This window comes from Nonomuraea sp. NPDC050394 (assembly GCF_044459065.1).
Lineage (GTDB): Bacteria > Actinomycetota > Actinomycetes > Streptosporangiales > Streptosporangiaceae > Nonomuraea.
In genome coordinates this window covers 144,376-171,070 of sequence record NZ_JBITIO010000003.1, presented here as the reverse complement: position 1 = coordinate 171,070, position 26,695 = coordinate 144,376, and the positions used below count along the sequence as shown (strand labels likewise).

General features: G+C 71.3%; 27 protein-coding genes and 3 tRNA genes. 16 read left to right on the top strand and 14 right to left on the bottom strand.

All coding sequences use genetic code 11. The features are described 5' to 3' along the window. The first annotated feature begins 52 nt into the window (after positions 1-52). A complete protein-coding gene (locus tag ACIBKY_RS13850; RefSeq protein WP_397097011.1) occupies positions 53-811 on the top strand; it encodes a helix-turn-helix domain-containing protein in 759 nt (252 codons plus the stop codon). Positions 812-865: 54 nt separating this feature from the next. On the opposite strand, the gene ACIBKY_RS13845 is transcribed toward ACIBKY_RS13850, so the two are convergent. From ACIBKY_RS13845 to ACIBKY_RS13830, 4 genes are all read right to left on the bottom strand, one after another. Further along, positions 866-2,221, bottom strand: a complete 1,356-nt coding sequence (locus ACIBKY_RS13845) for an arylsulfatase (RefSeq protein WP_397097010.1) — start codon at positions 2,219-2,221, stop codon at positions 866-868. A 62-nt stretch (positions 2,222-2,283) separates the two neighbouring features. Beyond that, positions 2,284-3,168 (bottom strand): sulfotransferase family protein, encoded by an 885-nt coding sequence (locus ACIBKY_RS13840; RefSeq protein ID WP_397097009.1) that lies wholly within the window; start codon positions 3,166-3,168, stop codon positions 2,284-2,286. Positions 3,169-3,429: 261 nt separating this feature from the next. Continuing rightward, entirely contained in the window at positions 3,430-4,764 is a 1,335-nt protein-coding gene (locus tag ACIBKY_RS13835) for an MFS transporter (protein WP_397097008.1), read from the bottom strand. A 5-nt stretch (positions 4,765-4,769) separates the two neighbouring features. After that, the gene (locus ACIBKY_RS13830; RefSeq protein WP_397097007.1) at positions 4,770-5,705 is read right to left on the bottom strand and encodes an NAD(P)/FAD-dependent oxidoreductase; all 936 of its coding nucleotides are present in this window, start codon (positions 5,703-5,705) and stop codon (positions 4,770-4,772) included. A gap of 28 nt (positions 5,706-5,733) precedes the next feature. Here ACIBKY_RS13830 and ACIBKY_RS13825 point away from each other — a divergent pair, with 28 nt between their 5' ends. The 3 genes from ACIBKY_RS13825 to ACIBKY_RS13815 all read left to right on the top strand — a co-directional run bounded on the left by ACIBKY_RS13825 (position 5,734) and on the right by ACIBKY_RS13815 (position 7,792). Continuing rightward, a complete protein-coding gene (locus ACIBKY_RS13825; protein ID WP_397097006.1) occupies positions 5,734-6,168 on the top strand; it encodes a MerR family transcriptional regulator in 435 nt (144 codons plus the stop codon). Between the two features lie 59 nt (positions 6,169-6,227). Continuing rightward, positions 6,228-6,713: an SRPBCC family protein gene (locus ACIBKY_RS13820; protein WP_397097005.1), complete on the top strand. Its 486-nt coding sequence runs from the start codon at positions 6,228-6,230 to the stop codon at positions 6,711-6,713. A 62-nt stretch (positions 6,714-6,775) separates the two neighbouring features. Beyond that, positions 6,776-7,792 (top strand): cation diffusion facilitator family transporter, encoded by a 1,017-nt coding sequence (locus tag ACIBKY_RS13815; RefSeq protein WP_397097004.1) that lies wholly within the window; start codon positions 6,776-6,778, stop codon positions 7,790-7,792. Between the two features lie 180 nt (positions 7,793-7,972). On the opposite strand, the gene ACIBKY_RS13810 is transcribed toward ACIBKY_RS13815, so the two are convergent. From ACIBKY_RS13810 to ACIBKY_RS13795, 4 genes are all read right to left on the bottom strand, one after another. After that, positions 7,973-8,047, bottom strand: a tRNA-Val gene (locus ACIBKY_RS13810). Positions 8,048-8,059: 12 nt separating this feature from the next. Then, positions 8,060-8,133 (bottom strand) — tRNA-Cys (locus ACIBKY_RS13805). Positions 8,134-8,148: 15 nt separating this feature from the next. Further along, positions 8,149-8,220: transfer RNA gene (locus ACIBKY_RS13800), tRNA-Gly, on the bottom strand. 59 nt (positions 8,221-8,279) lie between these two features. Further along, positions 8,280-8,807, bottom strand: coding sequence for a CGNR zinc finger domain-containing protein (locus ACIBKY_RS13795; RefSeq protein WP_397097003.1), 528 nt, complete (start codon positions 8,805-8,807; stop codon positions 8,280-8,282). Positions 8,808-8,914: 107 nt separating this feature from the next. Between ACIBKY_RS13795 and ACIBKY_RS13790 the strand changes: the two genes are divergently transcribed. Genes ACIBKY_RS13790 through hutH form a run of 3 tightly spaced genes read left to right on the top strand, consistent with a single transcriptional unit; the run spans position 8,915 to position 11,996 of the window. Next, positions 8,915-9,679 (top strand): class I SAM-dependent methyltransferase, encoded by a 765-nt coding sequence (locus ACIBKY_RS13790; RefSeq protein WP_397097002.1) that lies wholly within the window; start codon positions 8,915-8,917, stop codon positions 9,677-9,679. Between the two features lie 36 nt (positions 9,680-9,715). Further along, the gene (locus tag ACIBKY_RS13785) at positions 9,716-10,429 is read left to right on the top strand and encodes an ArsR/SmtB family transcription factor (protein ID WP_397097001.1); all 714 of its coding nucleotides are present in this window, start codon (positions 9,716-9,718) and stop codon (positions 10,427-10,429) included. 16 nt (positions 10,430-10,445) lie between these two features. Continuing rightward, a complete protein-coding gene (hutH, locus tag ACIBKY_RS13780) occupies positions 10,446-11,996 on the top strand; it encodes a histidine ammonia-lyase (RefSeq protein ID WP_397097000.1) in 1,551 nt (516 codons plus the stop codon). 138 nt (positions 11,997-12,134) lie between these two features. On the opposite strand, the gene ACIBKY_RS13775 is transcribed toward hutH, so the two are convergent. Further along, positions 12,135-13,292 (bottom strand): Rid family hydrolase, encoded by a 1,158-nt coding sequence (locus ACIBKY_RS13775; protein ID WP_397096999.1) that lies wholly within the window; start codon positions 13,290-13,292, stop codon positions 12,135-12,137. Between the two features lie 58 nt (positions 13,293-13,350). Between ACIBKY_RS13775 and ACIBKY_RS13770 the strand changes: the two genes are divergently transcribed. Genes ACIBKY_RS13770 through ACIBKY_RS13755 form a run of 4 tightly spaced genes read left to right on the top strand, consistent with a single transcriptional unit; the run spans position 13,351 to position 17,917 of the window. Then, positions 13,351-14,304: a LysR family transcriptional regulator gene (locus ACIBKY_RS13770; RefSeq protein WP_397096998.1), complete on the top strand. Its 954-nt coding sequence runs from the start codon at positions 13,351-13,353 to the stop codon at positions 14,302-14,304. Beyond that, on the top strand, positions 14,247-15,251 hold the full coding sequence (locus tag ACIBKY_RS13765) for a chorismate-binding protein (protein ID WP_397096997.1): 1,005 nt from the start codon (positions 14,247-14,249) through the stop codon (positions 15,249-15,251). Before ACIBKY_RS13770 ends, ACIBKY_RS13765 begins: the two co-directional genes overlap by 58 nt. After that, positions 15,248-16,078, top strand: a complete 831-nt coding sequence (locus tag ACIBKY_RS13760) for an aminotransferase class IV (RefSeq protein WP_397096996.1) — start codon at positions 15,248-15,250, stop codon at positions 16,076-16,078. The genes ACIBKY_RS13765 and ACIBKY_RS13760 overlap by 4 nt, the downstream gene beginning before the upstream one ends. A gap of 39 nt (positions 16,079-16,117) precedes the next feature. Beyond that, a complete protein-coding gene (locus ACIBKY_RS13755) occupies positions 16,118-17,917 on the top strand; it encodes a protein kinase (protein ID WP_397096995.1) in 1,800 nt (599 codons plus the stop codon). Here ACIBKY_RS13755 and ACIBKY_RS13750 read toward each other — a convergent pair. After that, positions 17,914-19,314, bottom strand: coding sequence for an LVIVD repeat-containing protein (locus ACIBKY_RS13750; RefSeq protein ID WP_397096994.1), 1,401 nt, complete (start codon positions 19,312-19,314; stop codon positions 17,914-17,916). The two genes, ACIBKY_RS13755 and ACIBKY_RS13750, sit on opposite strands and share 4 nt — an antisense overlap. A 39-nt stretch (positions 19,315-19,353) precedes the next feature. Here ACIBKY_RS13750 and ACIBKY_RS13745 point away from each other — a divergent pair, with 39 nt between their 5' ends. The 3 genes from ACIBKY_RS13745 to ACIBKY_RS13735 all read left to right on the top strand — a co-directional run bounded on the left by ACIBKY_RS13745 (position 19,354) and on the right by ACIBKY_RS13735 (position 20,787). Next, on the top strand, positions 19,354-20,013 hold the full coding sequence (locus ACIBKY_RS13745; protein ID WP_397096993.1) for a DUF305 domain-containing protein: 660 nt from the start codon (positions 19,354-19,356) through the stop codon (positions 20,011-20,013). 23 nt (positions 20,014-20,036) lie between these two features. Beyond that, on the top strand, positions 20,037-20,222 hold the full coding sequence (locus ACIBKY_RS13740; protein ID WP_379617260.1) for a hypothetical protein: 186 nt from the start codon (positions 20,037-20,039) through the stop codon (positions 20,220-20,222). Between the two features lie 70 nt (positions 20,223-20,292). Then, the gene (locus tag ACIBKY_RS13735) at positions 20,293-20,787 is read left to right on the top strand and encodes a DUF4352 domain-containing protein (protein ID WP_397096992.1); all 495 of its coding nucleotides are present in this window, start codon (positions 20,293-20,295) and stop codon (positions 20,785-20,787) included. A gap of 401 nt (positions 20,788-21,188) precedes the next feature. Here ACIBKY_RS13735 and ACIBKY_RS13730 read toward each other — a convergent pair whose 3' ends face one another. Beyond that, complete coding sequence (locus ACIBKY_RS13730; RefSeq protein ID WP_397096991.1) at positions 21,189-21,458, bottom strand: hypothetical protein; 270 nt, start codon at positions 21,456-21,458, stop codon at positions 21,189-21,191. A gap of 435 nt (positions 21,459-21,893) precedes the next feature. On the opposite strand from ACIBKY_RS13730, the gene ACIBKY_RS13725 reads away from it, so the two are divergent. Both ACIBKY_RS13725 and ACIBKY_RS13720 read left to right on the top strand, forming a co-directional pair. Further along, on the top strand, positions 21,894-22,622 hold the full coding sequence (locus tag ACIBKY_RS13725) for an SAM-dependent methyltransferase (RefSeq protein ID WP_397096990.1): 729 nt from the start codon (positions 21,894-21,896) through the stop codon (positions 22,620-22,622). 351 nt (positions 22,623-22,973) lie between these two features. Then, entirely contained in the window at positions 22,974-23,195 is a 222-nt protein-coding gene (locus ACIBKY_RS13720) for a hypothetical protein (RefSeq protein ID WP_397096989.1), read from the top strand. Positions 23,196-23,547: 352 nt separating this feature from the next. On the opposite strand, the gene ACIBKY_RS13715 is transcribed toward ACIBKY_RS13720, so the two are convergent. The 3 genes from ACIBKY_RS13715 to ACIBKY_RS13705 form a co-directional block, all read right to left on the bottom strand. Then, positions 23,548-23,754 carry a hypothetical protein gene (locus ACIBKY_RS13715; RefSeq protein WP_397096988.1) on the bottom strand — a complete coding sequence of 69 codons (207 nt, stop codon included), beginning with the start codon at positions 23,752-23,754 and terminating at the stop codon, positions 23,548-23,550. Between the two features lie 567 nt (positions 23,755-24,321). Further along, the gene (locus tag ACIBKY_RS13710) at positions 24,322-24,870 is read right to left on the bottom strand and encodes a hypothetical protein (RefSeq protein WP_397096987.1); all 549 of its coding nucleotides are present in this window, start codon (positions 24,868-24,870) and stop codon (positions 24,322-24,324) included. Between the two features lie 1,235 nt (positions 24,871-26,105). Beyond that, entirely contained in the window at positions 26,106-26,684 is a 579-nt protein-coding gene (locus tag ACIBKY_RS13705; RefSeq protein ID WP_397096986.1) for a hypothetical protein, read from the bottom strand. Positions 26,685-26,695 lie beyond the last annotated feature (11 nt).

Sequence of the window (26,695 nt, the reverse complement as noted above, 5' to 3'; positions counted from 1 at the left end):
CATGCCCTGTTCGTTCGTGGGTCTGGCTCACCATTACTGGTAGATTCTCACCATGGACCGCGTGACCCCGAATCTCGGCGCGCCGCCCGAGGTGGCCAACGCGGGGGTGGGCGTGCACGGGGTCGGCCGCCGCCGCGACATCTTCCGCCTGCGCGGGCTGTGGCAGCTGCACCTGTACTCCTACTCCGCCCGGCTGACCGTCGGCGGCCGCACCCACGAGATCCGGCCGGGCCGGGTGAGCCTGATCCCGCCCGGCGAGCTCGTCCAGTACTTCTACGAGGGCCGCTCCGAGCACCTCTACGCCCACCTGCGCCTGCCCGAGCGGGGCGAGCCGGTCACGGTGCCGCTGATGCAGGACGCCGGCGCCGACACCCCGTTCCTGCGCGACCTGCTGCGCCAGGCGATCACCGCCGCTCCCGGCACGCCCGCGATGGCCGCCGCCGCGGCCTGGACGGTGCTGTGGCGGGTGGCCCGCCTGGCCGAGTCGGAGGGCCCGCACGCCGCGGTGCGGCTGGCCATCGCGCACATCGAGTCACACCTGGCCCAGCCGCTGACCGTCCCCGAGGTGGCGGGCGCCGCGGGCATCTCGCACAACCACCTGACCCGGCTCTTCCGCGCCGAGACCGGCGACACCGTCGTCGCCTACATCCGGCGCCGCCGCCTGGAGCAGGCCCGCCACCTGCTGCGCGAGACCACGCTGCCGATCCCGGCGGTGGCCGCCGCCGTGGGCCTGGCCGACCTGCAGGCCTTCAACAAGGCCTGCCGCCGCGAACTCGGCGCCGCCCCACGCGCCATCCGCCAGTCCGGCTGACCGCCGGACGGGCCGGCGGGCTGACGGGCTGACCGCCGGACGGGCCGGTGGGCTTCAGAGCGGCGCGTACGGCCGACGCGGGTCCGGCCCGATCGCGCCGTCGAGTTCGGCCAGCAGGTCCGCGACCAGGCCGGGCCGCCGGGCCGCGAGGTCGAGCCGCTCGCCGGGATCCTCCCGCAGGTCGTACAGCTCCACCCGCCCGCGCGGCCCCGCCCCCGCGATGCCCGGCGCGAACCTGACCACCTTCCACCGCCCGCGCCGGATCGCCTGGATCTTGCGCGGCCGGTTCCAGATCAGGTGCCGCCTTTTCGGCGCCCCCGCCCCGGTCAGCGCGCCCCGCAGCGACACCCCGTCCAGCCCCTCGGGCACCGGCATCCCGGCGAGGTCGGCCAGCGTCGGCAGAACATCCCAGAACGCCACCGGCCGCCGCTCCACCCGCGCCTTCACCCCCGGCGACCAGGCGATCATCGGCACCCGGATGCCGCCTTCGTACAGGTCGCGCTTGTCGCCGCGGAAGGGACCGTTGGAGTCGAACAGTCCGGGCGTCACGCCCTTCTCGCTGTGCGGCCCGTTGTCGCTGGTGAACAGCACCACCGTGCGCTCGGCCTGCCCGCTGTCGCGCAGCGCCCGCACCAGGGCGGCCACGTCCGCGTCCAGCCGGCCGACCTGCGCCGCGTGCCGCCGGTTCGGGCCGGTCCACGGCCGGTCCTCGTACGGCCCCGCGTCGCCGCCGGGCACCACGCTCGGCGAGTGCGGCAGCGTGGTCGGGTAGTAGAGCAGGAACGGCCGCTCGCGCTCCTTCTTGATGAAGCGCACGGCCCGCTCCCTGAACAGGTCGGGTGCGTAGGACCGTCCGTCCAGGGGCACCGTGCGGTCGTTGTGCCAGAGCCGCTGCGGGTAGTACCGGTGCGCGGCCCTGTGCCCGATGAAGCCGAAGAACTCCCCGAAGCCCCGCTCGTTGGGGTGCGACGGCTGGCCGGGCAGGTCGGGGCCGAAACCCCACTTGCCGATGCACGCGGTGTCGTACCCGGCCAGCCGCATCAGCCCGCCGAAGGTCAGGTCGGCGTCGGTGAGCGAGCGCTGGGGCCCGCCCTCCGGGTTCTCCCTGACCGTTCCGTGCCCGGCGTGCAACCCGGTGAGCAGCGCGCAGCGCGAGGGCGCGCACAGGGGCGCACCCGAGTAGGCCGCCTCGAAGCGCACGCCCTCGGCCGCCAGCCGGTCCAGGTTCGGCGTCGCGATCGTGCGCTGACCCTGGAAGCCGACCTCCGCCCAGCCCAGGTCGTCGGCGAGGACCACCACCACGTTCGGCCGCGCGGGCGGCCCGTCGCCCGCGTGAGTGGCCGGGCCGCCCAGGAAGGGGGCGGCCATGGCGCCGGTGAGCAGGGTGCGGCGAGAGGGCCCGGAGATCATGTCGGACACCTTGGAGGCCGTGGCGGAACGCCGGGCCAACGACCCGTGAACCACGGGCGAACTCACAGGTAGCGCCACCGGCGGCAGATCTCCCAGAGCTTCTCCGGAACCTCGTCCGGCGCCGGCAGCGGCCGCCCCTCCACCACACTGCCCGTGCGGATCTTGTCACGCCAGTCGCCGATGCCCTTGACGAAACCGCCGTGGTCGCGCGAGCCGTACTCCAGCATGGCCGGCTCCCACGCGACCTCCAGGAAGTCGCAGACTTTGCGCAGCACCGGGCCCGGTGCTGCGACCAGGTCCTCGTAGGTGACGGTCAGACCGGGCAGGTGCTCGCGGGCCTCCTGCAGGTAGACCATGTAGTTGAGGGTACGGCTGACCGCCTCCTCCATCGGCCGGTTGTCCGGATCCGCCTCGTGCCAGGACTGCGCGATCGACATCGGGTGGCGCAGCAGGAACAGGAAGCGGGCATCCGGCCAGCATGTGGCGATGCGCCGCCAGGCGAAGACGTTGCTCGGCGTCTTCTCCACCATGATCCGCTTGCCGCTGCGGGCCAGCTCGCGGTGCAGGAGGCGGTCCCAGATCAGGTGCTCCACGTCGCTGTGGGTGTGGCCGAGGGCGGCCACGGCCTGCCGTACCGGATCGGTGGGGAAGCCGGCCGTCACGCGGCGGAAGTGCGTCTCGATCGGGGAGTGGATCAGCGAGTGGCTGTTGAGCAGGACCCGCAGCAGCGTCGAGCCCGAGCGCACCGACGAGAACAGGAAGACCGGGGCCCGCAGCAGCCGGTCGTGCACCGGGTCGGCGGGGCCCCTGACCTCGTCGTCCGGCAGTCGCACCAGCGCGGGGTGCGGCTTCGGCGGGGGTACCGGACGGGGCACGCGGGTGGCCCGCGAGAGCGTGTACCCGGTGAGTCCTTCGAGCGTGGCGTTCGCTCGGTACTTCCAGTTCATGCCCGGCACCGTAGAGGGAGCCGGTTAACCACGCGTTAACCCCGGCTGAGAACGTGTTCGGCTTCCCGCCATTCACTACTTTTCCCGACATGCCGTGTTTTTGGGGGAGGGGCGCGACAGACTGGGAGGCATAGCACCGTCGAGGGGGCTGGTGGACATGCGGACCTGGAGTGGGTCCGGGCGGGGATCCGGTCATCTGTGGGTCGTGGCGATGTGGGGGCTGATCTGGTTGCTGGACACGGCGGAGTTCCTCGTGCGCATCTAGCGGGGCAGGAACACGAGGAGCGCGACCAGGACGACGGCGGCGGGTATCCCCCAGGCCAGGACCTCGGGGATGGCCGCGGCCGTCGCCTGAGCGGCTGCCTCCAACTCGCGGGTGAGCAGGTCGCCGAAGGCGGCCACGCCGAGGGAAAGGCCGAGGCCGCGCGCGGTCATCGTGGCCGAGGTGGTGGCGGCCAGGTCTGCCGGGGCCGCGGCGTTCTGCGCGACGACCACCAGGTTCTGCATCAGCAGCCCGAACCCGGCGCCGAGCACGCCGAGCGTGACGGCCAGAAGCGTGTAGGGCGTGCCGGGTTCCAGCCGGCTCAGCAGGACGAACCCCAGGACCACGATCGACGCCCCGGACAGCAGGAACGGCTTGAACCGGGTCCCGACCCTCGCGCCCGCCACGAACGACACCGCCGTGAACGTCAGGACATACGGCGTGAGCGCCAGCCCCGCCGCGCTCGCGCTCATCCCGTAGGCGGTCTGCACGAACGTGGGCAGGTAGACGAGCGAGCCGCCGAGCAGCGCGCCGAGCAGGGCGGTGGCCGGCAGGACCACGCGCAGCGCCGGGACGGCGAACAGCCGGGGAGGCAGCATCGGGTCGGGCGCGCGGCGCTGCCACCACACCGACAGCGTCAGCAGGACCGCGAAGGCCACCCCCGCGCCCGCGGGCGACTCGGTCACCAGCAGCAGGCTGACGGCGGTGCCCGCGATCAGCAGCGCTCCGGCGAGGTCGAGCCGGCCCGCGGCATCCGGCTTGGGCAGGCGCAGCGCGTACCCGGTCAGAGCCATGCCGATCACGGCGAGCGGCAGGTTGACGTAGAAGATCCAGCGCCAGCCGGCGGCGTCGGTGATCAGGCCGCCCACCGGCGGGCCGCCCACGCCGGCCAGGGCGAAGACGCCGCCGGTGAAGCCCTGGACGCGGCCGCGCAGGCGCCGCGGATACAGCTCGGACAGGGCCACCGCCGGGATCACGAACAACGCGCCCGCCCCGATGCCCTGGAGCGTCCTGGCCGCGATCAGCTGGGGTGTCGTCTGGGCCAGGCCGGACAGCGCGGAGCCGGCGGCGAAGACGGCCAGCGCGACCAGGAACACCGTGCGCCGGCCGAAGCGGTCGCTGACGCGGCCGTAGAGCGCGCCGGTCGCGGTCGAGGCCAGGACGTAGGAGGTGACGATCCAGCCGATCGCGTCCATGCCGCCCAGGTCCGCCGCGATGGCGGGCAGCGCCATGGCCACCACGGTCTGGTCCAGGACCGAGAGCAACATGCCCAGCAACAGGCCGGCGGTGGCCAGCGGGACGTTGCTCGCCGTCCGGGTCAGGTGTACGGACATCGCGCTCAGCCCTTCGGGGCCGCGAACGCGGGCAGGCCGAAGTCGGCGCTCAGCAGGTCCTGGTCGATGGCCGCGCCGGCGACGGTTCCGCTCGCCGCCGCGGCGATGACCGCGGCCAGCGGGACCGGGACGCTCGCCCTGCGCGCCGTGTCGCCCGCCGCGTAGACGCCCAGGACTCCGGTCTGGCCGAACTCGTTCACCTCCACGCAGCCGTCGGCGAACGTGGCGCAGCCCAGCCGGGCGGCCAGGTCCGGCTCGTGCCGTCGCGGCACGTTGACGATGAACACCGCCTGCCGGGGCAGCGGCGGGCCGTCCTCGAACACGATCCGCTCCAGCCGGCCTTCCGTCGCCTCCAGGCGGGCGATGCGCTCGTCGCGCACGATGACGCCCTGGGCCAGGAGCTTCGCCCGCGAGGCCGGGTCGAGCGGTTCCCCGCCGGCGCACAGGGCCACGTCGGCGAAGCGGCTCAGGTGCAGCGCCAGCCGTACCCGGGCGGGGGAGGCCCCGATCACCGCGACCGGCCTGCCCGTGACCTCCCACCCGTGGCAGTACGGGCAGTGGAAGGCCGATCGCCCCCACAGCGCCCCGGCGCCGGGCGGGCCCGGAAGGTCGTCGGACAGACCGGTCGCCAGCAGGATCCGGCGCGCGGCCGCCGTTCCCCCGCCGGACAGGTCCACGCGAAAGCCGGGATGGACGTCGGTGACCGTCTCCTCCCGGATCTCGACCGACGGGTAGGCCGACAGCTCCTCGCGGGCCAGCTCGCGCAACGCGGCCGGCGGCGTGCCGTCCCTGGTCAGGAAGTTGTGTACGGCCTCGGCCGGGGCGTTGCGGCCGTGCCCCGCGTCGAGCAGGAGCACCCGGCGGTGTGCCCGCCCGAGGATGAGGGCGGCGGCCAGCCCGGCCGGCCCGCCCCCGATGATGACGACGTCGTTGGTTGACATGCGGGAAAGTCTGCAAGTTAATGTCAACATGAAGTCAAGCGAGGACATGCGCATCGGAGAACTGGCCGACCGGTTCGGTCTCGGGACGCACGTCCTGCGGCACTGGGAGGCGATGGGCCTGCTGACCCCGGCCGCCCGCGTGAACGGCCGCCGCCGCTACACCCGCGACCACGTCATCCGCGTCATGACGATCATCCGCGCCAAGGGCGGCGGCATGAGCCTCGACCAGATCGGCGAGGTCCTGTCGGCCACCGGCAGAGCCGAACGCCGGACCCTGCTCCGGCGGCACCACGCGGAGCTGGAGCGGCGGCTCGCGGAGATCACGACGTCCAAGCGGCTGATCGAACACCTCATGGAGTGCGGCGCGGAAGACTTCACCCAATGCCCGGACTACCGGCGCATGGTGGAAACCGCGGCAGACCTCCCGGGCACCTGCGTCGTCCGGCCCTTCACGAATTCTTGAACGTGCCGGGGAACGCGGATGGAGCGGTGACGGGGCCCACGGGGGGCACACTCCTGGCCATGCAGACTCTCCAGCTCACCCACGCCCCCGCCGCGTACGCGTGCATGATCGTCCGCACGCCCGCCGAGACGGCGTTCCAGGCCTTCGCCGACCCCGCCGTCACCACGCGGTTCTGGTACGGCAAGAGCAGCGGCCCCATGCTTCCTGGGGCCGAGTTGCGCTGGGAGTGGGAGACGTACGGCGCGAGCGTCCAGGTCTGGGTCAAGGCGGTGCAGGAGGGGAGCCTGATCCGGTTCGCGTGGGGCAACTACGCGCAGCCGACCACGGTCGAGATGCGCTTCACCCCCGTCACCGGGGACGCGACGTTCGTCGAGGTCACCGAGACCGGCTACCAGGGCTCCGGCGACGACACCGTCCAGTGGGTCAACGACACCGTCGGCGGCTTCACCACGGTGTTGTGCGCGCTGAAGGCCCTGCTCGAGCACGGCATCGAACTCAACGCCGTCTCCGACCACCACCCGGCGCCCCGCGAAGACGATCGGTGACGCGATTCATTGTCATATGCGTACATGAATATATAATGCGAGGGCCATCGAGAGGGGACACGATGACGCACCCCGGCCCCCCGCCACACGGCCACGGACATGGGCACGCCCCGTCGAAGCTGGGCCGCCTCCTCAAACCGCACAGCCACGACACCGCCGGCAAGACCGACGCGGCCCTGGAGTCCAGCAGCCGTGGCCTGCGGGTGCTGGCGATCTCCTTCGCGGTCCTCATGGTCACCGCCCTCATCCAGGCCGTCATCGTCGCCCTGTCCGGTTCGGTGGCCCTGCTCGGCGACACCCTGCACAACTTCGCCGACGCCCTGACCGCCGTCCCGCTGGCGATCGCCTTCTCCGTGGGCCGCCGCGCCGCCACCCGCCGCTTCACCTACGGGTACGGCCGCGCCGAGGACCTGGCCGGCATCATCATCGTCGTCCTGATCGCCGCCTCGGCCGCACTGGCCGCCTACGAGGCCGTCAAACGCCTGATCACCCCCGAAGACATCCGCGCCCTGGGCCTGGTGGCCGCCGCGGGCGTCGTGGGCTTCGCGGGCAACGAGTGGGTGGCCCGCTACCGCATCAGGGTGGGCCGCGAAATCGGCTCGGCCGCGCTGGTGGCCGACGGCCTGCACGCCCGTACCGACGGCTTCACCTCCCTGGCCGTCCTGCTGGGCGCGGGAGGCGCCGCCCTGGGCTTCCCCCTGGCCGACCCGATCGTCGGCCTGCTCATCACGGTCGCGATCTGCTTCGTCCTGCGCGACGCCGCCAGGGAGATCTACCACCGCCTGATGGACGCCGTGGACCCCGCCCTCATCACCCGGGCCGAGCGGATCCTGACCGCGGTCCCCGGCGTGAAGGGCGTGGGCGCGGTCCGCATGCGCTGGATCGGCCACACGCTACGCGCCGAAGTGGACATCACCGTCAGCCACGAACTGACGTTGATCGAAGCGCACGCGGTGGCGGTGGAGGCCGAACACCGTCTCATCCACGACCTGCCCCGCCTGAGAGCCGCGACCGTCCACGCCGACCCCGACGGCCCCCCGGACACCGACCACCACGCCCCCCTGCTCACCCACCGCTGACAGCGCTGCCTTCCTGCGGGGAGTGGGCCCGGCCGTGCCGCGGTGGCACCTCAACGATCACGGTGCTTTCGCGCCTGAGCGCGGCGAGAGCCGTTCGGCTGTGGTGGGCTCCATAAGGTCCATGGACCAGTGCATGACGGCCTCGCCGGAGGAAGGTTCGGCCGGGAGGCTGGATGGTGCTGGTGGACGATACTGGGATTGAACCAGTGACCTCTTCCGTGTCAGGGAAGCGCTCTCCCGCTGAGCTAATCGTCCCGGGTATTTCATTGGAGGTGGAGACGGGATTTGAACCCGTGTGGACGGCTTTGCAGGCCGCTGCCTCGCCTCTCGGCCACTCCACCGAGCCGGAAGCCTCGAGCGGAAGACGGGATTTGAACCCGCGACCCTCACCTTGGCAAGGTGATGCTCTACCACTGAGCCACTTCCGCGTCCGCCGCGATCAGCGGCGACGAGAGAACTGTAGCGAATCTTCCCCCTCTCCCCCAACTCAGTTCTTCGCCCTGGCCCGGAAAGCGGCCGTCTTCACCCGGTTCTGGCACGCGGTCGAGCAGAAGCGCTTGGTGCCGTTGCGGGAGACGTCCACGTAGACGCGGTCGCAGGCGGGCGCCGTGCACACGCCGAGCCGGTCGGCGAACTCGCTGCCCAGCACGATCGCCAGCGCCGTCGAGCAACTGGCGCCCCAGTCGCCGGCCACGGTGCCGCCGGGGCCGTGGAAGTGCAGGTGCCAGGGTTCGCCGTCGTGGCGGTCGAGGCGGGGGCGGGCGTTGTGGTCGTCGAGCAGGCGGTTGAGCCGGGCGGCGGCGGTGTCGTTGTCCTCGGCGGCCACCGCTTCGAAGACCGCGCGCAGCCGTACGGCCACGCCCGCCAGCTCCTCCGCCTCCGGAGCGGTGAACGGCCGGTGTGCCGGGTAGATCTCGCGGGCGCCGGCCGTGGCCGCCTCGTCCAGGACGGCGGGCGTGAAGGGACGCCCGCGCCGCATGCCGGGCGTCAGCGCGTTGACGAAGCTCACCGTCACTCGCGTGACACTGTCCGTGTGACTGTTGAAGTTCACTTGACCGGTTACAACCTCTCGGTTAGCTTGTGACTATCCAAAGTGTAGACGACAGTTACAAGGAGCCGGTTGTGCTGACCTATGACGCTGCCCGCCGATGGATCGACCGCTGGGACCTGCAGCAGGCCGGATACCTGCCCGACCGTGAGGAGCGCTTCACCGCGCTGATCGACGCCGTTGAGTCCCTGGGCCGTCCCGACCCCCTTGTGCTGGACCTCGGCTGCGGCCCCGGCTCGCTCTCCGCCCGCCTGCTTGAGCGCCTGCCCAAGGCCACGGTGATCTCCATCGACGCCGACCCGCTCCTGCTGGGCCTGGGCCGCGCCGCGTACCCGCGGCTGACTTTCGTCTCCCGGGACCTGCGGGCCCGGGGCTGGAGCGACGGACTCGGCCTGGACCGCCCCGTGGACGCCGCGGTCAGCACGACCGCGCTGCACTGGATCACCGGCTCCGAGCTGACCGGCGTCTACGCCGAGGTGCACCGGGTCCTGCGGCCGGGTGGCCTGTTCCTCAACGGCGACCACCTCAACTCCGACGACGCCACCCCCGCCCTGGCCGGGCTTGAGCGCGCGATCCACGAGAAGGAGACCGAGCGCCGTTTCCGCGAGAACCGGCCGGAGGACTGGCAGGAGTGGTGGCGGGCCGTCGTCGCCGACCCCGATCTGGCCGAGCTCAACAACGCCCGCCACGACCAGGGCGCCACGCACAACGGCGAGGAGTCCGAACTTTTGTCCACCCATGCGGGGGCTCTGCGCACGGCCGGGTTCGCCGAGGTCGGCACGCTGTGGCAGCGCGGCAACAACCGGCTCCTGTGCGCCGTGAAGGGCCGCGATGCTTAGACCGCGGCCGAAACGTCGGTGGGTTAGCGTCGCATCATGGCCGCAGAACATCTCACCCGCGACGCCGACATCGCACCGGTCGCCGCGCTCATCGCCGACCCGACCAGGGCCGCCATGCTCAACGCGCTGCTCGACGGACGAGCCCTGGCGGCCGGGGAACTGGCCAGGCTGGCCGGAGTGAGCGCCGCCACCGCCAGTTCCCATCTGGCCAAGCTGCTGGAGGGCCGCCTCGTGGAGGTGGTCAGCCAGGGCCGCCACCGCTATTACCGCCTGGCCGGGCACGACGTGGCCGAGGTCCTGGAGGTGCTGGCCCGGGTCAGCGCGCGGCCCGCCGTACGGTCGCTGCGGCAGTCGCGCCAGGCGCGGCTGCTGGAGGAGGCCCGCACGTGCTACGACCACCTGGCCGGACGGGCGGGCGTGGCGCTGCTGGACCGGCTGCGCGCGGACGGGCACCTCGACGGCGGCGAGCTCACCGCGGCGGGGGAGCGGGCGCTCAAGCTGCTCGGCGTGGACGTGGACGCCGTGCGCGGGACGCGCAGGAGGTTCGCGCCCGACTGCCTCGACTGGACGGAACGGCGGGCCCACCTGGGCGGAGCGCTCGGCGCCGCGCTGACCGATGTGTTGTTCGAGCGGGGCTGGATCGCCCGCGGGAGCATCCCCCGCGCGGTGATCGTGACAGAAGAGGGCAGAAGGGAGTTGTTCGATGGTAAGGAGCTAACATCACATACGCCGGTTACCCAACACCCTTGAACGAGAGAGTGGCAGCATGCGCGACAACGTAGTCGTGAACGTCGGTCCCGAACCGCTGAGCTTCGAGGACGTCATCCGTGTGGCCCGTGACGGCGCCGCCGTACGCCTGACCGACGACGCGATCGCGGCGATCTCCGCGGCCCGCCAGCGCGTGGACGAGCTCGCCGAGAGCCCGACGCCCGCCTACGGTGTGTCGACCGGGTTCGGCGCGCTGGCCACGCGGCACATCGACCCCGCGCTGCGCGCGCAGCTGCAGCGCTCGCTCGTGCGCTCGCACGCCGCGGGCAGCGGCCCCGAGGTCGAGACGGAGGTCGTGCGGGCGCTCATGTTGCTGCGCCTGCACACGCTGGCCACCGGCCACACCGGCATCCGCCCGATGACGGCCAAGACGCTCGCCGCGCTGCTGAGCGCGGGGATCACGCCGGTGGTGCACGAGTTCGGCTCGCTGGGGTGCTCGGGCGACCTGGCGCCGCTGGCCCACGTGGCGCTGACGCTGATGGGCGAAGGCGTCGTACGGGATAAATCCGGAAATGTCACCCAGGCGGCCGAGGCGCTCAAGCAGGCCGGCATCGAGCCGGTCGAACTGGCCGCCAAGGAGGGCCTGGCCCTCATCAACGGCACCGACGGCATGCTCGGCATGCTCGTCCTGGCCATCGACGACCTGTCCAGGCTGCTGAAGACCGCCGACCTGAGCGCGTCCATGAGCGTGGAGGCGCTGCTCGGCACCGACCGCGTCTTCGCCCCCGAGCTGCAGGCCCTGCGCCCGCAGCCCGGCCAGGCGCTCGCCGCGGCCAACATGGTCAGGATCCTGGCCGGCTCCGGCGTCATGGCCAGCCACCGCGACCCCGAGAACTGCGCCCGCGTCCAGGACGCCTACTCCCTGCGCTGCGCTCCGCAGGTCGCCGGCGCCGCCCGCGACACCGTCGCGCACGCCGCCAACGTCGCCACCTGGGAGCTGGCCAGCGCCGTCGACAACCCCGCCGTGCTCGACGACGGCCGCGTGGAGTCCAACGGCAACTTCCACGGCGCCCCCGTCGCCTACGCGCTCGACTTCCTCGCCATCGTCGCCGCCGACGTGGCCTCCATGTCCGAGCGCCGCACCGACCGCTTCCTCGACGTTGCCCGCAACCACGGCCTGCCCGCCTTCCTCGCCGACGACCCCGGCGTGGACTCCGGCCACATGATCGCCCAGTACACGCAGGCCGCCATCGTCTCCGAGATGAAGCGCCTGGCCGTCCCGGCCAGCGTCGACTCGATCCCGAGCTCGGCCATGCAGGAGGACCACGTCTCCATGGGCTGGTCGGCCGCGCGCAAGCTGCGCAAGTCGGTGGACGGCCTGACGCGGGTCCTGGCCATCGAGATCCTCACCGCCGCCCGCGCCCTCGACCTGCGCGCCCCGCTGACGCCCGCCCCCGCGACCGGCGCCGTGGTGTCCGCTCTGCGCGAGGCGGTTCCCGGCCCCGGCCCTGACCGCTTCCTCGCCCCGGAGATCGAGTCGACCGTCCGCCTCGTCGCCGACGGCGCCCTCCTGTCCGCCGCGGAGGCCGTCACGGGTCCTCTCTCCTAAGACCCCCATACGTTACGGCGAAGCCGCAGCCACCCCCACCCGCCGCACGTGGATCCCTCTGTCCAGGGAGACGCCCGTCCGGCGGGGGTGGCGGGCCGCCGTGACGAGCGCCCCGCCGGCCGCCCGGCGCTGGGGGGCTCAGCCGGGCAGCGCCACGATCGCGTCCACCTCCAGCACCAGCCCCGGCATGAACAGCCGCGACACCTCCACCGTCGTGCTGGCCGGAGGCGTGCCCGTGATGTGGCGCTTGCGCACCTCCCGGTAGGCCGGAGCCTGCGACATGTCCGTCAGGTAGGACCGGATGAAGGCGATGTCCCCGAACCCCGCCCCCTGATCGGCCAGAATCCGCTCCAGGCACGCGAAGATGTGCTCCGCCTGCGCCCCCATGTCCCCGGGTGCCACCACGTTCCCGTCGTCGTCGAACGCGGCCTGCCCGGAGATGTACAGCGTGTCCCCGGTCCGCACCGCGTGCGAGTACATGCCGTTGGTGGCGGGCACGGCCGGCGGGTTGACCGGCGTGACCCGGGACGGACGGCCCGCGCCGACGTGCCGCGCGATCGCGGTCACGTCGTGATCGCCGAGACCGGCCGCCTCGGCCGCGCGCAGGCGCAGGCGGGCGGCGGTGGCCAGCGTCCCGCCCTCCCACGCGGCCAGCTCCAGGTCCTTGGCCGCCAGTCCCAGCGCGAAGCGCGTCTGCGTCCCGGGATCGCGCAGGCGTTCCGACAGGCCGCCGAGCGGGGTGCCCGCCAGGACGTCCAGCACCGCCTCACGGGGGACGCCGTGCGCCTCGCCGTACGCGAGGGACTCGGCGAGCAGCACCTGAGCGGGCAGGAACGCGCTCATGACGGCGAGCTTCAGCGCCGCCCCCGACCCCAGCGGCCCGCACTCGCGCACGGTCCCGAAGACGGTCAGCACCTCGCGCACCGGCTCCACCGCGCCGCCCGCCAGCACCGTCAGCGTCCCGTCGGTGGCGGGCCCCACGCTGCCGAGCACGGGCGCGTCCACCAGCCCCACAGAGGACGGCAGCAGCTCGCGCACCCGCGTGACGGCCGGCGGCCCGATCGTGGACATCTCGATCACGGTCGCGTCCGGCCGCAGCCCCGGCAGCGCCGAGGTCAGCACGTCGAGCACGGCGGGTCCGTCACGCAGCATCGTGATGACGACCGAGGCGCCCTCGACGGCCCGCTCCACCGGCGTCCCGGTCCCGCGCCGCCACGTGGTCACCTTGTGCCCGGCCGCCTCAAGCCGCCGGGCCATGGGGACGCCCATGCGCCCCTGTCCAAGAAAAGCAATCATGTTGCCCTTTATAGAGAGATGCGAGCCATTCCACCACCGACTACATTGCATACCAGCCATGCTTGAGACGAATGACTTGCGGCTGTTCGACGAGGTGGCCCGCTCCGGCTCGTTCACCGCCGCCGCCGAACTGCTCGGATACACCCAGTCCGCGGTCTCGCGCCGCATCGCCGCGCTGGAGCGCGAGGCGGGCGGCGCGCTGTTCGAACGCCGCGCCCGGGGTGTACGGCTGACGCCCGCCGGCCACGCCCTGCACCGTCACACCCGCGCCGTCCTGGAACGCCTGGACCAGGCGGGGGAGGAACTGGCCGCCATCCACGCCGGGGGCGGCGGCAGGCTGCGCGTGGGGGCGTTCGCGACCGCCAACGTCGAACTGGTGCCCGCCGCGCTCAGCCGCTTCGCCGAGCGGCATCCGGCCGTCGAGGTACGGCTCGCGGAGGGGCTCAGCCCCCGCCTGGTCGATCGCCTGGAAGCCGGAGAGCTCGACGTCGCCGTGATCAGCGACTACCCGGCCGGGCTGCCCTCGGGCGGTCACACGGTGCCGCTGGGGGAGGACCGGCTGCTGGTGGCGCTCCCCGCCGGCCACGCCCTCGCCGCCCGCGCCACCGTCGACCTGGCCGACCTGCGCGAGGAGACCTGGATCGAGGCCGCGCCGAGCGGCCAGCCGACGCTGCTCGTGACCGCCTGCGCCGCGGCCGGGTTCGTACCGCGCGGCGGGCTGCGCGTGGCCGAATGGTCGGGCAAGTTCGGCTTCGTCGCCGCCGGGCTCGGCGTCACGCTCGTGCCGGAGCTGGCGGCGCGGGCCGTACCGAGGGGAGTCGTGCTCCGCCCGCTCGGCGCGGCCGCCCCGACCAGGCGTTATTACGCGGCGCTCCCCGGCGTCCCGCTGCCCGCCGCCCTGGCCTTCGTGGACTTGCTGTGCGAGGTGGCATCCCGGACTGGGACAATGGCCGCGTGTACGACAGCTTCGCCCATGTCGGCGGGCGGCTCGCCACCGGCCTGCGCGACCTGACCACGGACCTGGCCGCCCTCGACGGCGAGGGCTGGTGGGCCGTGGTGGCCGACTACGAGGGCAAGGTCAGCTGCGCCCGCTTCGACCAGGTACGCCACGCCCCGCTGCCCCCGGCCGGACCCTGGCACGGCCCCGGCGCCCGCCAGTGGCGCAGTTCCCTCGACCAGGCCGCCTACGAGCGCGGCGTGCAGGCCATCCGCGAGCACATCCGCCGGGGCGAGGTCTACCAGGCCAACCTCACCCGGGTCCTGACCGCGCCCCTGCCGCCGGAGGCCGACCCGCTTGCCCTGGCCCACCGCCTGGCCGAGCGCAACCCCGCCGCGTACGCCGCGGTGATCAGCCTGCCCGGCCGCGCCGTGGTCTCCGCCTCACCCGAGCTGTACCTCTCGCGCGACGGCGCCGTCGTCGAGTCCCGCCCCATCAAGGGCACCGGAGCCACCGAGGCCGACCTGCTCGACAAGGACTACTCCGAGAACGTCATGATCGTCGACCTGGTCCGCAACGACCTCGGCCGGGTGGCGGCGGTCGGCTCGGTTCAGGTTCCCGCGCTGTGCGTGCCCGAGGCCTACCCGGGCTCGGTACACCTGGTCTCGACCGTCCGCGCCCGGCTGGAGCCCGGCACGGGATGGCCCGAGCTGTTCTCGGCCACGTTCCCGCCCGGCTCGATCACCGGCGCGCCCAAGTCCTCGGCCCTGCGCATCATCAATGAACTCGAACCCGAGCCCCGCGGGCCGTACTGTGGGGCCGTGGGCTGGGTCGACGCCGACCGCGGCACGGCCGCGCTGGCCGTGGGCATCCGCACCTTCTGGATCTCCGGCCGGGAGATCCGGTTCGGCACCGGCGCGGGCATCACCTGGGGCAGCGACCCCCGGCGTGAATGGCAGGAGACCGAGCTGAAAGCATCCAGGCTCATCGCACTCGCATCTCGCTTTGGAGGAGATAGATGACAGTCCCTGTCTGGGTCAACGGGGAGATCCTCGACCCCGCCCGAGCGAGCGTCTCGGTCTTCGACCACGGTCTCATGGTCGGCGACGGCGTGTTCGAGACCATCAAGATCGTCAACGGCGCGTCGTTCGCGCTCACCCGCCACCTCGACCGGCTCCGGCTCTCGGCACGGCGCATGGACCTGCCCGAGCCCGACACCGACGCCATCGCCGACGGCATCGGCAAGCTCCTGGCCGTCGCCCCCGCGTGGCCGCTCGGCCGCATCCGCGTCACCTACACCAGCGGCCCCGGCCCGCTCGGCTCCGACCGCGGCGACCAGGGTGGCACCTCCGTCGTGATCGTGGACGAGCAGAAGCCCTTCCCCGGAACCGCCGCCGTCACCGTCGTGCCCTGGCCGCGCAACGAGCGCGGCGCGCTGTCCGGCGTCAAGTCCACCTCCTACGGCGACAACGCCAAGGCCCTGGCCTACGCCAAGGCGCGCGGCGGTGGCGAGGCGATCTTCGGCAACCTCGCCGGGAACCTGTGCGAGGGCACCGGCTCCAACGTCTTCATCGTCACCGGCGGCCGCCTGATCACTCCCACGCTGGAGGCCGGGCCGCTGGCCGGAGTCACGCGGGCGCTGGTCGTCGAATGGTGCGGCGCCGAGGAGGCCGACGTGCCGCTGCGGGCACTCTACGAGGCCGAGGAGGCGTTCCTCACCTCCACCACGCGCGACGTGCAGCCCATCAAGCTGGTCGACCAGACCACGCTGCCGGTCGCGCCGGGACCGATCACCGCCAAGGCGATGCGGGTCTTCGCCGAGCGCTCTGCCGCCGATCTCGACCCGTGAGTTAGTCTCGTGCCCCGCATACCGATCATGTGAGGCATCGTGGACATCGGCCCGTACCGCATCCTCCGCGAACTCGGACGAGGCGGTCAGGGCACCGTCTACCTGGGCCGGGACGACCGCGGCGAACTCGCCGCGGTCAAGGTCGTCCACGGGTTCGACCGCTCCACCAAGGGGGCCTTCGACCGCGAGCTCGCCGCCGCCCGCCAGGTGGCCGAGTTCTGTACGGCCCGCGTCCTGCGTGCCGACCTGGACCACAACCCGCCCTACGTGGCCAGTGAGTTCATCGACGGGCCCGCGCTGCACCAGGTGGCGCCGCTGCGCGGGGCGGCGCTGACCCGGCTGGCCATCGGCACCGCCACCGCGCTGACCGCCATCCACCGGGCCGGAGTCGTGCACCGGGACTTCAAGCCGGGCAACGTCCTCATGGGCCAGGACGGCCCGCGGGTGATCGACTTCGGCATCGCGCGGCTGGTGGACCTGTCCCAGTCGCAGGGCGCCGCGGGGACGCCGCCGTACATGGCGCCGGAGCAGTTCGCCGGTGGGCAGGTCGGGCCCGCCGCGGACGTGTTCGCGTGGGGCGCGACCATGGTGTTCGCCGCTTCAGGACGGCCGCCGTTCGGCTCCGACACCCTCGCCGCCGTCGCCTACCGCATCATCCACGCCGACCCCGACCTGGGCGAGCTGCCCGAGCCGCTGCGGACGATCGTCGCCCGCTGCCTCGCCAAGAACCCCGCCGCCCGGCCCACCGCCCGCGACCTGCTGCTGAACCTGCTGGGCGAGCGCGCGCCCGCGCAGCCGGACGCCGCCCTGCGCCAGGGCGTGGCCGCCGCCCAGCCCGCGGGCCACCCGGGCCCCGAAGCCCGGCCCACGCCTGGCGCTCCGGGTGCCATGGCGGGGATTCCGGGCGCTCCGGGTGCTGTGCCGGGGGTGTCCACGGCGCCGGGTTCCGGGGGCGGGGCCGTACCCACTGACGGGATGTCAGGGCGGGCCCGCGCGGGAGGGGTGTCGCGGCGGGCGGCGCTCGCGGGGGGTGTGGCGGTGCTGGCCGCGGCGACCACCGGTGTGGTGCTGTGGCGCGGCGGGCCCGGCCGGGGCACCGGCACACGCGCGAACCCCACCGCCGGGAGCACGCCGACCGCCACTCCCACCACCTCGCCCAGCCCGAGCAGCACCCCGAGCGGCACCCCGGGCGGCACACCCAGCGCGGCCGCCCCGCCCGCGGCCGGGCAGCTCGCCGACGTCATGGAGAGCGCGGTCGGGCTGGCGCCGCTGGCCGACTTCACCCTCGACGCCCGCATCACCCAGGGCACCTGGCACACCACCGCCACGGGCCGCCTGGCCTACGACCCGCAGTTCTCCGACGTCCGCATGGACGCCAGGGTCACCGCCCAGCACGTCGAGCCCGCGCTGACCGGGCGCGTGCTGATGGCCGAGCAGGACTACGTCGGCGGCAGGCTGGTCACCGACCAGGCCAAGACCCCGATCATGCTGTACGCCCGGTTCGTGCACGCGGTCGCCTCGATCGCCAACGTGGCCGACCTGGCCAGGCTCACCTCAGGCGTGCAGTCGGAGGGCCGGACCTACACCGGCTCGCTGCCCACCACCAAGGGCCCGGAGTCGCTCTGGCGGCAGATCAGCGCCATCAACAACGACGAGATCCCCGAGGCGCGGCTCGCCAAGACCACGCTCTCCTGGGTGCTCAGGCTGGACGAGCGCAACCGGCCGCGCTCGTTGCGGCTGTCCTGGCACATGCTGCTCGACCAGGGCGCCCGGCTGACCTCCCCGTTCGACGTCACCTACAAGGGGTGGCGTGACGGGGAGATCAGCGCGCCCGGCTAGTACGACTTCTGCGTCTGGACGTTGAAGTCGTCCATCTTGACCTGCTTGGCCGGGTCGGTCAGCGGGTCGTCGATCTGGATGACGTCCAGGCCCTTGAGGATGTCACTGGAGTAGATGTAGCCGTTGTAGTAGTACGCCGACCAGGAGCCGGCGATCGAGTGGTCGCCGCCGGCCGGGCCGCGGTCGAAGAAACCGACCTCGCGGGGGTTGTTGGAGTCGGTGAAGTCCCAGACCGAGACGCCGCCCTGGTACCACGCCTGGACCATCACGTCCTTGCCCTTGATCGGCAGCAGCGAGCCGTTGTGGGCGACGCAGTTCTCGTTCGACGTCTGCTCGCGCGGCATCTTGAAGTAGCCGCGTCGTTCGAGCTTGCCGTCCACGATGTCGTAGATGGCGTTGGCGCCCTTAGTCCTGGGCGTCTTGCTGTCGCAGGTCGCCATCCCGCCGCCGCCGAGCTCGTCGCTGAAGACGACCTTCGTGGCGTCGTTGTTGAACGTGGCCGAGTGCCAGATCTGGAAGTTCTCGGTGTCGCGTACCTGCTGCAGGACCTTGGGCTTGACCGGGTCGGCGATGTCCAGGAGGACGCCGTCGCCGAAGCAGGCCGCGGCGGCGAGGTTCTTCTCGGGGTAGGCGGTGATGTCGTGGCAGCCGGCGGCGAACATGCCTTCGCCCTGGCCATCAGGGAAGATGTTCGGCTTTGCCACGATTTTTGCGGACTTGGGATTCTTTACTGGGATTTCTACGATCTGGATGAGTTCGTGGGGTGGCGGGCAGGTCTTCGAGTCCGGCTCGGGGCCGGGGGAGGAGACGTACACGTACAGGGTGTCGGGGTTCTTGCCCGGGACCATCGTGTGGGTGTGCGAGCCGCAGTCGGTGCGCACCGCGGAGACGTACGTGGGGTTCTTCTTGTCGCTGATGTCGAAGATGCGCAGGCCCTCCCAGCCGCCCGAGGCCGGTCCCGTGCCCTGCCCCGAGTCGCACTTCTCGCCGCCGCGCGGCTCGTCGATCGACAGGATCAGCAGGTCGCCGTAGACGGAGACGTCGTTCTGCTGCGCCGGGCAGGAGACCTGGCTGACCGGCTTCGGCCGTGCGGGGTCGCTGATGTCGAAGATCGAGAACCCGCCGAAGTTGCCCACGAACGCGTAGTTCCCCTGGAAGGCCAGGTCGGAGTTCCAGCTCATCGGGCCGTCGAGCGGCGCCGTCCGCGGCATGTTGGCGACCAGCTTCACGTTGTCGCTGGTCGTCACGTCGGCCATGGTCTTCGCCGAGGGCGACGCGCTCGTCGGCGCCTTGCTCGCCGGACTCGGGTCGGGCCCGGCGGCCGGTGTCCCGGCGCAGGCCGCCACCAGCATGACAGCCGCGCCGACCACCGCCGCTCGTAGCTTCGCAGGGATCACGCGTGCACTCCTTCAATGTCGTGGCCCAGTATGGAAGCTATGTCAGTACAGTTCCGGCCGCGTCTTCTCTTCATCACAGTTCTGCTGACATTCGCCCTGGCCGCCTGCGCGACGGAGAACGCCGGACCCTCTCCCATCGGCACCGACGCGCCCGTCCTGGTCCCGCACGCCCCGGGATCTCCCGCCCGTACGGCCACGCCCGGCGAACGCCTTCCGCAGCCCGAGCGGCAGCCGTCCGCGGCCGACGTGCGATTCGCCGAAGGCATGATCCCGCACCACCGCCAGGCTCTTGAGATGGCCGGTCTGGTCGCCGAACGCACCCGCACCCCCTCCATCCGCCGCATCGCCGATCAGATCACGCTGACGCAGGAACCCGAGATCCGCATCATGTCCGGCTGGCTGTCGGCGCTGGGCCGGGCCGTACCCCAGACTCACGGCCACCCCACGGGACAGCCCGCGAACGGCATGGCCACCCTCACCGAGATGAACGCCCTGCGCGCGGCGCGCGACGGCCGGTTCGACCGTATGTTCCTGCTCCTCATGATCAGGCACCACGAGGGCGCCCTGACGATGGCCGACGCCGCCCTGCGCGAGGGCACCGACCAGCGTATGCGCATGCTGGCCAGAGACGTGGCCGCGGGCCAGAGCATCGAGATCGCCCGGATGCGCGAGGCCTTGAGGTCATTACCTGCTCTTTAGGTTTATGCCCTTAGGCTTCAACCATGGCAATCTGGCGCACTTCCGACGGGATGCAGGTGGAGGCGGTCGTCGTCGACGATCAGCCCGTCCTGCGCGTGTCGCGGCGCGTCGAGGACAAGCTGTACTTCCGCGGCTACGTGGCCAGTGTGGACGAACTCCACAAACACGGCGTGGACCTGGCCGACCTCACCGAACACCCCGCCGCCTGACCTCTGGCGGAGCGCGGGCCCTTGCTGGTTAAGTGGTTGGCCGCGCGTCCGATCGCCAGGAGGCCCCCCGATGTCCCAGGTTCCGCGCACGCGGGTCGCCATCGCCGCCGCCGCGCTCCTGCTGGGCACCGTCGCCGTGGTGTTCTTCCTGCGTTCCGGGACGTCCGCGGGCATCGGCCAGCCCGTGACGGACGGCGGCTTCACGATGACCGTGACCAAAGTGGAGCAGCTCGACCGGATCGGCGGCGAAAGCCTCGGCAAGACCGCACGGGGGCGCTTCGCCGTCGTCCACCTGTCGGTGAAGAACACCGGCACCCGGGCGCAGGCGTTCATCAGCGACTCCCAGAGGCTGCTGGCCGGCGGCGCCGAGTACCAGGCCGACCCTGGCGCCGCCGTCTACGTGGACGGAGTGGACTCGAAACTCCTCTACGAGAAGATCAAACCCGGTGACACGATCGCCGGCGCGCTCGTCTTCGACGTCCCCAAGGGCGTCCGGCCCGAGAGCGTCGAACTGCACGAGCGGGCGTCGTCCGGCGGCGCCGAGGTGAACCTCCGGGCCGAGTAGTCACTGCCACGGTGTCGAAAGCGGACGAGGTGCGCCGTCGCTGAGAGCGACGCCGCACAACCCCCGTTCACGCCGTCGTTGTGGCCATGTGCGCCGCGGGCGGGTCCTCGATGATCCTCGCCGTCGACCCGCCGGAAGAGCGCCGTCGCGTGTACGGCTACGCCGGCGCCGTCCTGGGCGGCGGTCTCGCCCTGGGCCCGGTCGTCGCCCAGGGCTTGACGGCCGTCGGAGGCCGGCCCCTCGTCTCCCCGCCCCCGCCACCGTCGGGCGTGCCTGCCCCGGGCCTTTGGGCGGTCCCCAGCCCGGACGCCGGGCCGGTGGGCATCCCCGGCGCGTGGATCGGCCCCGCGAGGAGTCCCTCGCGGGGCGGTTTACGCGGACGGTGTTCGCCGGCGGGCGGCCTAGTGGTGGTTGTGGTGGTTGTTGTGGTGCTTGCCCTTGCACCACTGCTTGACCCAGCGGTGGTGCTTCCAGCAGTACCAGCACTTGCGGTCGTACTTGTCCCACCGCCACTTGCACTTGGGCTTCGCCGCCGACGCCGAGAGCTGCGTGGTGGACGCCACCGAGCAGCTTGTCTGGGTCGACGCGCTTGCGGCCTGCGACGTGACAGTTCCGGTGACCGCGAACACGGACGCCGCGATCGCGGCGCCGACGAGAATGCGCTTGAGCATCAGAGATCCATCCCTGATTTGAGGCCCAGCAGATGTCTGGGCAGGTGGATGGCGCCGAATTCCGGTCAACAGGACACGCGAGAACGGCGCTAACGGAACGTATTCGACGCTAACCGCCAGCACCCCGCACGGTCACCCGCTAGGAAGCAAAGCCTTATTTCCGACATTTCACTATTTAGTCGAAAAAGCCCTCTTATGCGGGGCTTGGGGCCTGTCGGCGCGTTGTCTGAGCAGGCGCTTCACCGCCGCGTGGCCGGGTGTCCAAGCACGTCGGCGCGCCCATGTACCCCGATGTAACAAAAGCAACCACATCAAGTTCAACAAATGGTGGGAAAGCACAACGGCCATTCGGAAAAGCCGGGGCTCGGCTCTTTCCCGCGCTCACCAGTTCCGAGCGGATCGGTCACAAGAGCGGCCCCTGGAAGGATGGCAGGCATGGATCGACAACTGCTGAGCGCCATCGCACACCGTGACCACCCGATCGCCGCACCGATCTCGGAGTCCAATCTCGACAGGTTGCTGCGCCGGGCGGCGCTGCCGGACCGGGCCAGAATCCTCGACCTGGGCTGTGGCGAGGGCGAGTGGTCGCTACGGGCACTCGAACTCGCCCCCACCGCCGTGGCCGACGGCGTGGACATCTCACCGCACGCCGTGGCGGCCGCCGAGAATGCGGCCGCCCGGCGAGACCTGTCCGGCCGCATGTCGCTGCACACGATGCCCGCCGCGGACTTCAGCGCCGCCGAGCCGTACGACCTGGTGCTCTGTGTGGGCTCGACGCACGCCTTCGGCGACCTGAAGCAGACGATGGAAGCGATCGGACGATTCGTCCGCCCCGGCGGCCTGGCCCTGGTGGGCGAAGCCTTCTGGGAACGACCTCCCGCCCCGGAGATCGTCGAAGCCATCGGCCAGTACCCCGACCTGGCAGGCACCGTGGAAACGGCCGAATCCGACGGCTGGCTGACCGTCTACGCCCACGTGAGCGAGCCGGCCGAGTGGGACGAGTACGAGTGGTCATGGACCGGCACCCTGACCCGCTGGGCCGCCGCGGCCACCGGCCCCGACGCCGGCCAGGCCCTGGCCGCCGCGAGAGAACACCGCGACCTGTGGCTGAACGGCTACCGCAACACCCTGGGCTTCGTCTCCCTGCTCCTCCAGCGCGCCTGACAAGACGCCCGGATCCGGATGAGGTGGATGGCTCCGGTCAGCTGGGACGGGGAGCGGCAGCCGAAGGCCGGCACGGTGGAGCCGTCCCTTCGTGCGGCCACTGCGATGCCGCGCAGCAGGCGGTGCTGCCCGGCCCCAGCCGGCCATTCGGCCATCATCGCGTTCGGCCGGCCAGATACAGGTGTGCCATTGCCGGACCTGCTGCCAGTGGGTGAACAGTCGTGGGTCGACAAGATGGGGCCCGTGCGGAGATGTGCCAACGGTCGTGATCGTGAACCGACCGCTCAGGCCAAAGGTGCTCGTGTGGGACGATGACGCATCTCCTGCCGTCATCCCAAGTGTCGGCCCGCAGTGGAGTTCCGCTCCAACGATGTGTTCCGGCAGGTGATGGACGCCCTGGCGCCGCTGGATCGCAACGCCGATTCCGACACCGAGCACTACGACAAGGCCGAGACGTTGAACCGCTCATTCCCGGTCGGTGAAGCGGCCGGTGATGCAGCCCACCATGCCCACCATGCCCGCCATGACGTGCAGGTCCCGCTTCAGGTCTCGTGTGTGCCCGAGTTCCAGTAGCTTCGACTGTCGCCACTGCCGGCAACGCGGTCAAGGCGGTGACGAGGAAATAGACCTTGCGGATCCTGCGCCCTTGTTCTCCGGCCATTCTGAGATCAACTGCCTGCCGTACCGCCACGAGAAGGTCTTCGATGCGCCGCTGAAGTTCGCCTACGTCCCAGGAAGAAAGGGTGGCCTACGTTGGCGCCACCACCAGGTTCTGACGCCCGAGCGAGCAACTCCACTCGCTCGAATGGCCGCCCGAGCCGGCCCGTCCCTACAAGGCCTTCCCTGGGACAACCTCGGGTTCCCGCCGTCCATCTACCGGTGGAAGGCAAGATCAACTCACGAGCGAGGCTGTGGAGAACGAGGCTCACCGCGCGGCACGGGGCGGTCCCTTCGGCTCAGGCCGGTTCGCCACCCACCGCAACAGCCTGAACGCCCTCTCGGAGATGACCGCAGAGCCGAACAGCGCGGCTCCCAGCACCGCCACCACGATGATCGCCTCCAGCGCCGTAAGCACGATTCCCAGGCCTGGATGCGTCAGCCAGCCGAGCGCAGGTCCGCCGACCCCCGTCACGCCGACACCGAATGTGCGAGCTAAGTTACTCTTGGTAATTGCGCTTGAGCGTGGGCGTGCGCTCCGACCCGAGGCCCCTGCCGCATTCTGACAACACTCGGATTCCTACCCCTTCCCGCCGTGCGGGAATCCCACCGCGTCGGCAGCACCGGCCTGCGCCTGACCGCGCCGCGCTCGCGGCAGTACGGCCTCGCCCTCCAGCCCTACCCGAAGGTGCGAGCTCCTGGGACGATCCGGATCGTCTCCACCCTGCCGCCTGTCTTGAGCCGCTCCGGCTGCCTGGTGGCGGAAGTTGAGTGGCATGCCGACGATCTGACCCCGAGCCTGTCTCCGGGAGATCATGGCAGGTCACGCCACGCTCGCCGTCAAGCAGGACCTGGACCAGTTCGAGCAACGGCTCACAGCTGTGGTCGACGAGCGCTTCGCCGCCGTGGTCTCCACGTTGGGCAGATCCTGGCCACGTTGGCGGCCTCACCGCCCAAGTGAAGTACCAGCTGGCCGGTTCGCTGCGTCGACGGGCCTTCGGCGGCGGATGGTAGTCGAGGGCCGAGCTCAGCTTTCGCAGTGTCAGGCGAATGCCCTGGAACCGATGTTGAGGGCGAACTGGCTCCAGTACTGATAAGCGAGACCGGAAGTGATCGTGGCGTGCGCCTGCGGTGTGTACGGCCCCCACGCCTCGACGCGCAGGTACAGGCGGTTGGGGTAGAATTGCCCCTTGAAGAGCGTGAATCTGATGAACCGGTCCGCGCCTTCGAAATGTCCGGGAAGGGACTTGAAGGCGAAGTTGCTCCCGTTGATGTAGAGGAGCAGGACCGGGTTCGGGTAGGGATCGGGGTGGTAGAGATTGCAGACGTTGCCGGTCTGCGGCCAGGGCAGGGACAGGCAGTTTGATCTGAACGGGAAGTATCGGGTGAAATTCGCGCGCACTTCGCTCATGATCACGTACGACGAGTAGCTGTTGACGCGCGACGCGGGCATCTCCGTTTCGATCTCGTACGTGTACGAAAGGTCTTCCGCCCTCGCGGAGGCGGGCGCTGGCGGCGTCGCCAAGAGGCACGTCAGGCTAACCGTCAGCGCCGTCGCGATTCTTGCTGGTAATTTTCCGATGCCTGCCATCTGCCCTCGCTTTGGATCTTCTGCTTGTCTGGGGCGAATTCATCGTGACAGCGGAAGCGTAGGGATGCCAGAGGCCCTTTTCCCCGAGAATTGGTGACACGATTCAACCCCCTAAGCCGATGGCCGGGCGTACCTGTTTCTGTTTCCGCACGCGGGTCGCGGCCTGGCTGCGCGGACTCGGGTACGAGGGCTGCGGCGGCCGTGTCGACCCGGGCGCCGAGGCGATCCGGCTGGGGCGGGCGCTGGCCGTCCCCGCGCCGCAGGAGCCGGAGGCGCACGGCCTGCTGACGATGTTCCACCACGGTCGAATAGGAGATGCCTTCCACCTCATGTTCAGCGACCAGTCGGCCGAAGATCCGCCGGACCGTGTGTCGCTGCTTGCGCGGCGCCCCCCAGATCCGCGCGCAACATCGCATCAATCATCGGCTCTGATGGATCCAGACGAGACCGCCGCGGCGCCATCGGCTTGGGTGGCGCCGGCCACGCCGACCGCAGCGCCTCAGCCACCGCCCGCCGAGACACCGAATACTTGCGTGCCAACTCTCGCTGCGACAGACCCTCCACCCGGGAGTCCCGCCTGATCGCCGCGAACTTCCCTACCTGGGTCAACCGCGTCACCGGTGCCCCCTCATGACCGAGGCACACCCAACGTCCCACCACACCACCCCATGCGTTACCAAACTCGCTGAACCGTCACCACCCGGCTAAACGGGCGATACCGAACCTCACTTCATCAAAGGGGTAGGCCCGGCATCGGGTGTGCGCCTCAGCGCGGCGTCCGGGGTGGAAGCCGCGGCGCCGAAGGGTGACCGACGAGGAGGTCGCGATTTGCGGTGTCGGCGTCAGCGTTGGAGCGGCACCTGGTGTATGACCTTCCATCGGTAGCTGCGCCCATGCCGGTAGAGCCCGACGAGTTCGACGGTGTGGATGGGCAGAGCTACTGGCGGCAGAGCGCGCAGGCCGGCCACGACGTCGATGACCGGGGCGGCGGGCCTGGCACGATTGTTGTAGGCGATGGCCGGATGCGGGCGGAAGGCCGAGGCGGGTGGCCCGCCGGGGACGTCTTCCTGCCGGCTGGCGATCGTGAGGCACTGATGAAGGGCCAGCGCGGGCGTCCACGGGGTGATGCTGGTAGTAGAGGGTGTGTGCCAAGGTGCCCCAGATCGCCGGTCATGCGCCGCGTGCTGCCGGAGCTGGGGCGGCCCGGCGGCCGGGCGTGGATCGCATCAGCCGCCTCACAAGACGATCGCCGGCTCGCCCCCCTCGTGCACGAGGCGGCTGATGCGATCCACGATGGTGTAGTTCAGCCCGAGCCGCCGAGACGGCCCGGTGTGGCTGACGTCGACGGTGACCACGGGCGCGATCCCATCGATCCGGAAACGCGCCTGCGTCGACCGCGGGGACAGCCTGATCTCCAGCAGGTCGCCTGCCCACGAACGGGCGTACACGGTCCAGGGATCCAGTCCGTAGGCGATCATCTTGATGATCCAGGCGTGCTGGATCAGGGGTGGATCGTCGTCCGCGGGCATGCCCAGGGAACCATCGTCCGGAGCGGCCGCGCGGAGCGGGACGCCCTGTGCGGCGAGCGCGTCGCGCAGGGCGTCCCGTGAAGGGATCGAGTAGCCGATGTGACACTCGACGGCGGCGCCACCGGCCGGTATCACCGTGCACCGGCCGGTGTCGCCGTCGAGCCGGATCGAAGCGAACCGCAGGCCGTCCTCGGCGTTGGCCCGCTGTGTCGCCGCCAGGTCGTACGACAGCCGCAAGTGTGCGATCAGCTCAGGCTGGTCGTCGGTCCGGGCGTCGATCCGCATGGGGAGGTTCC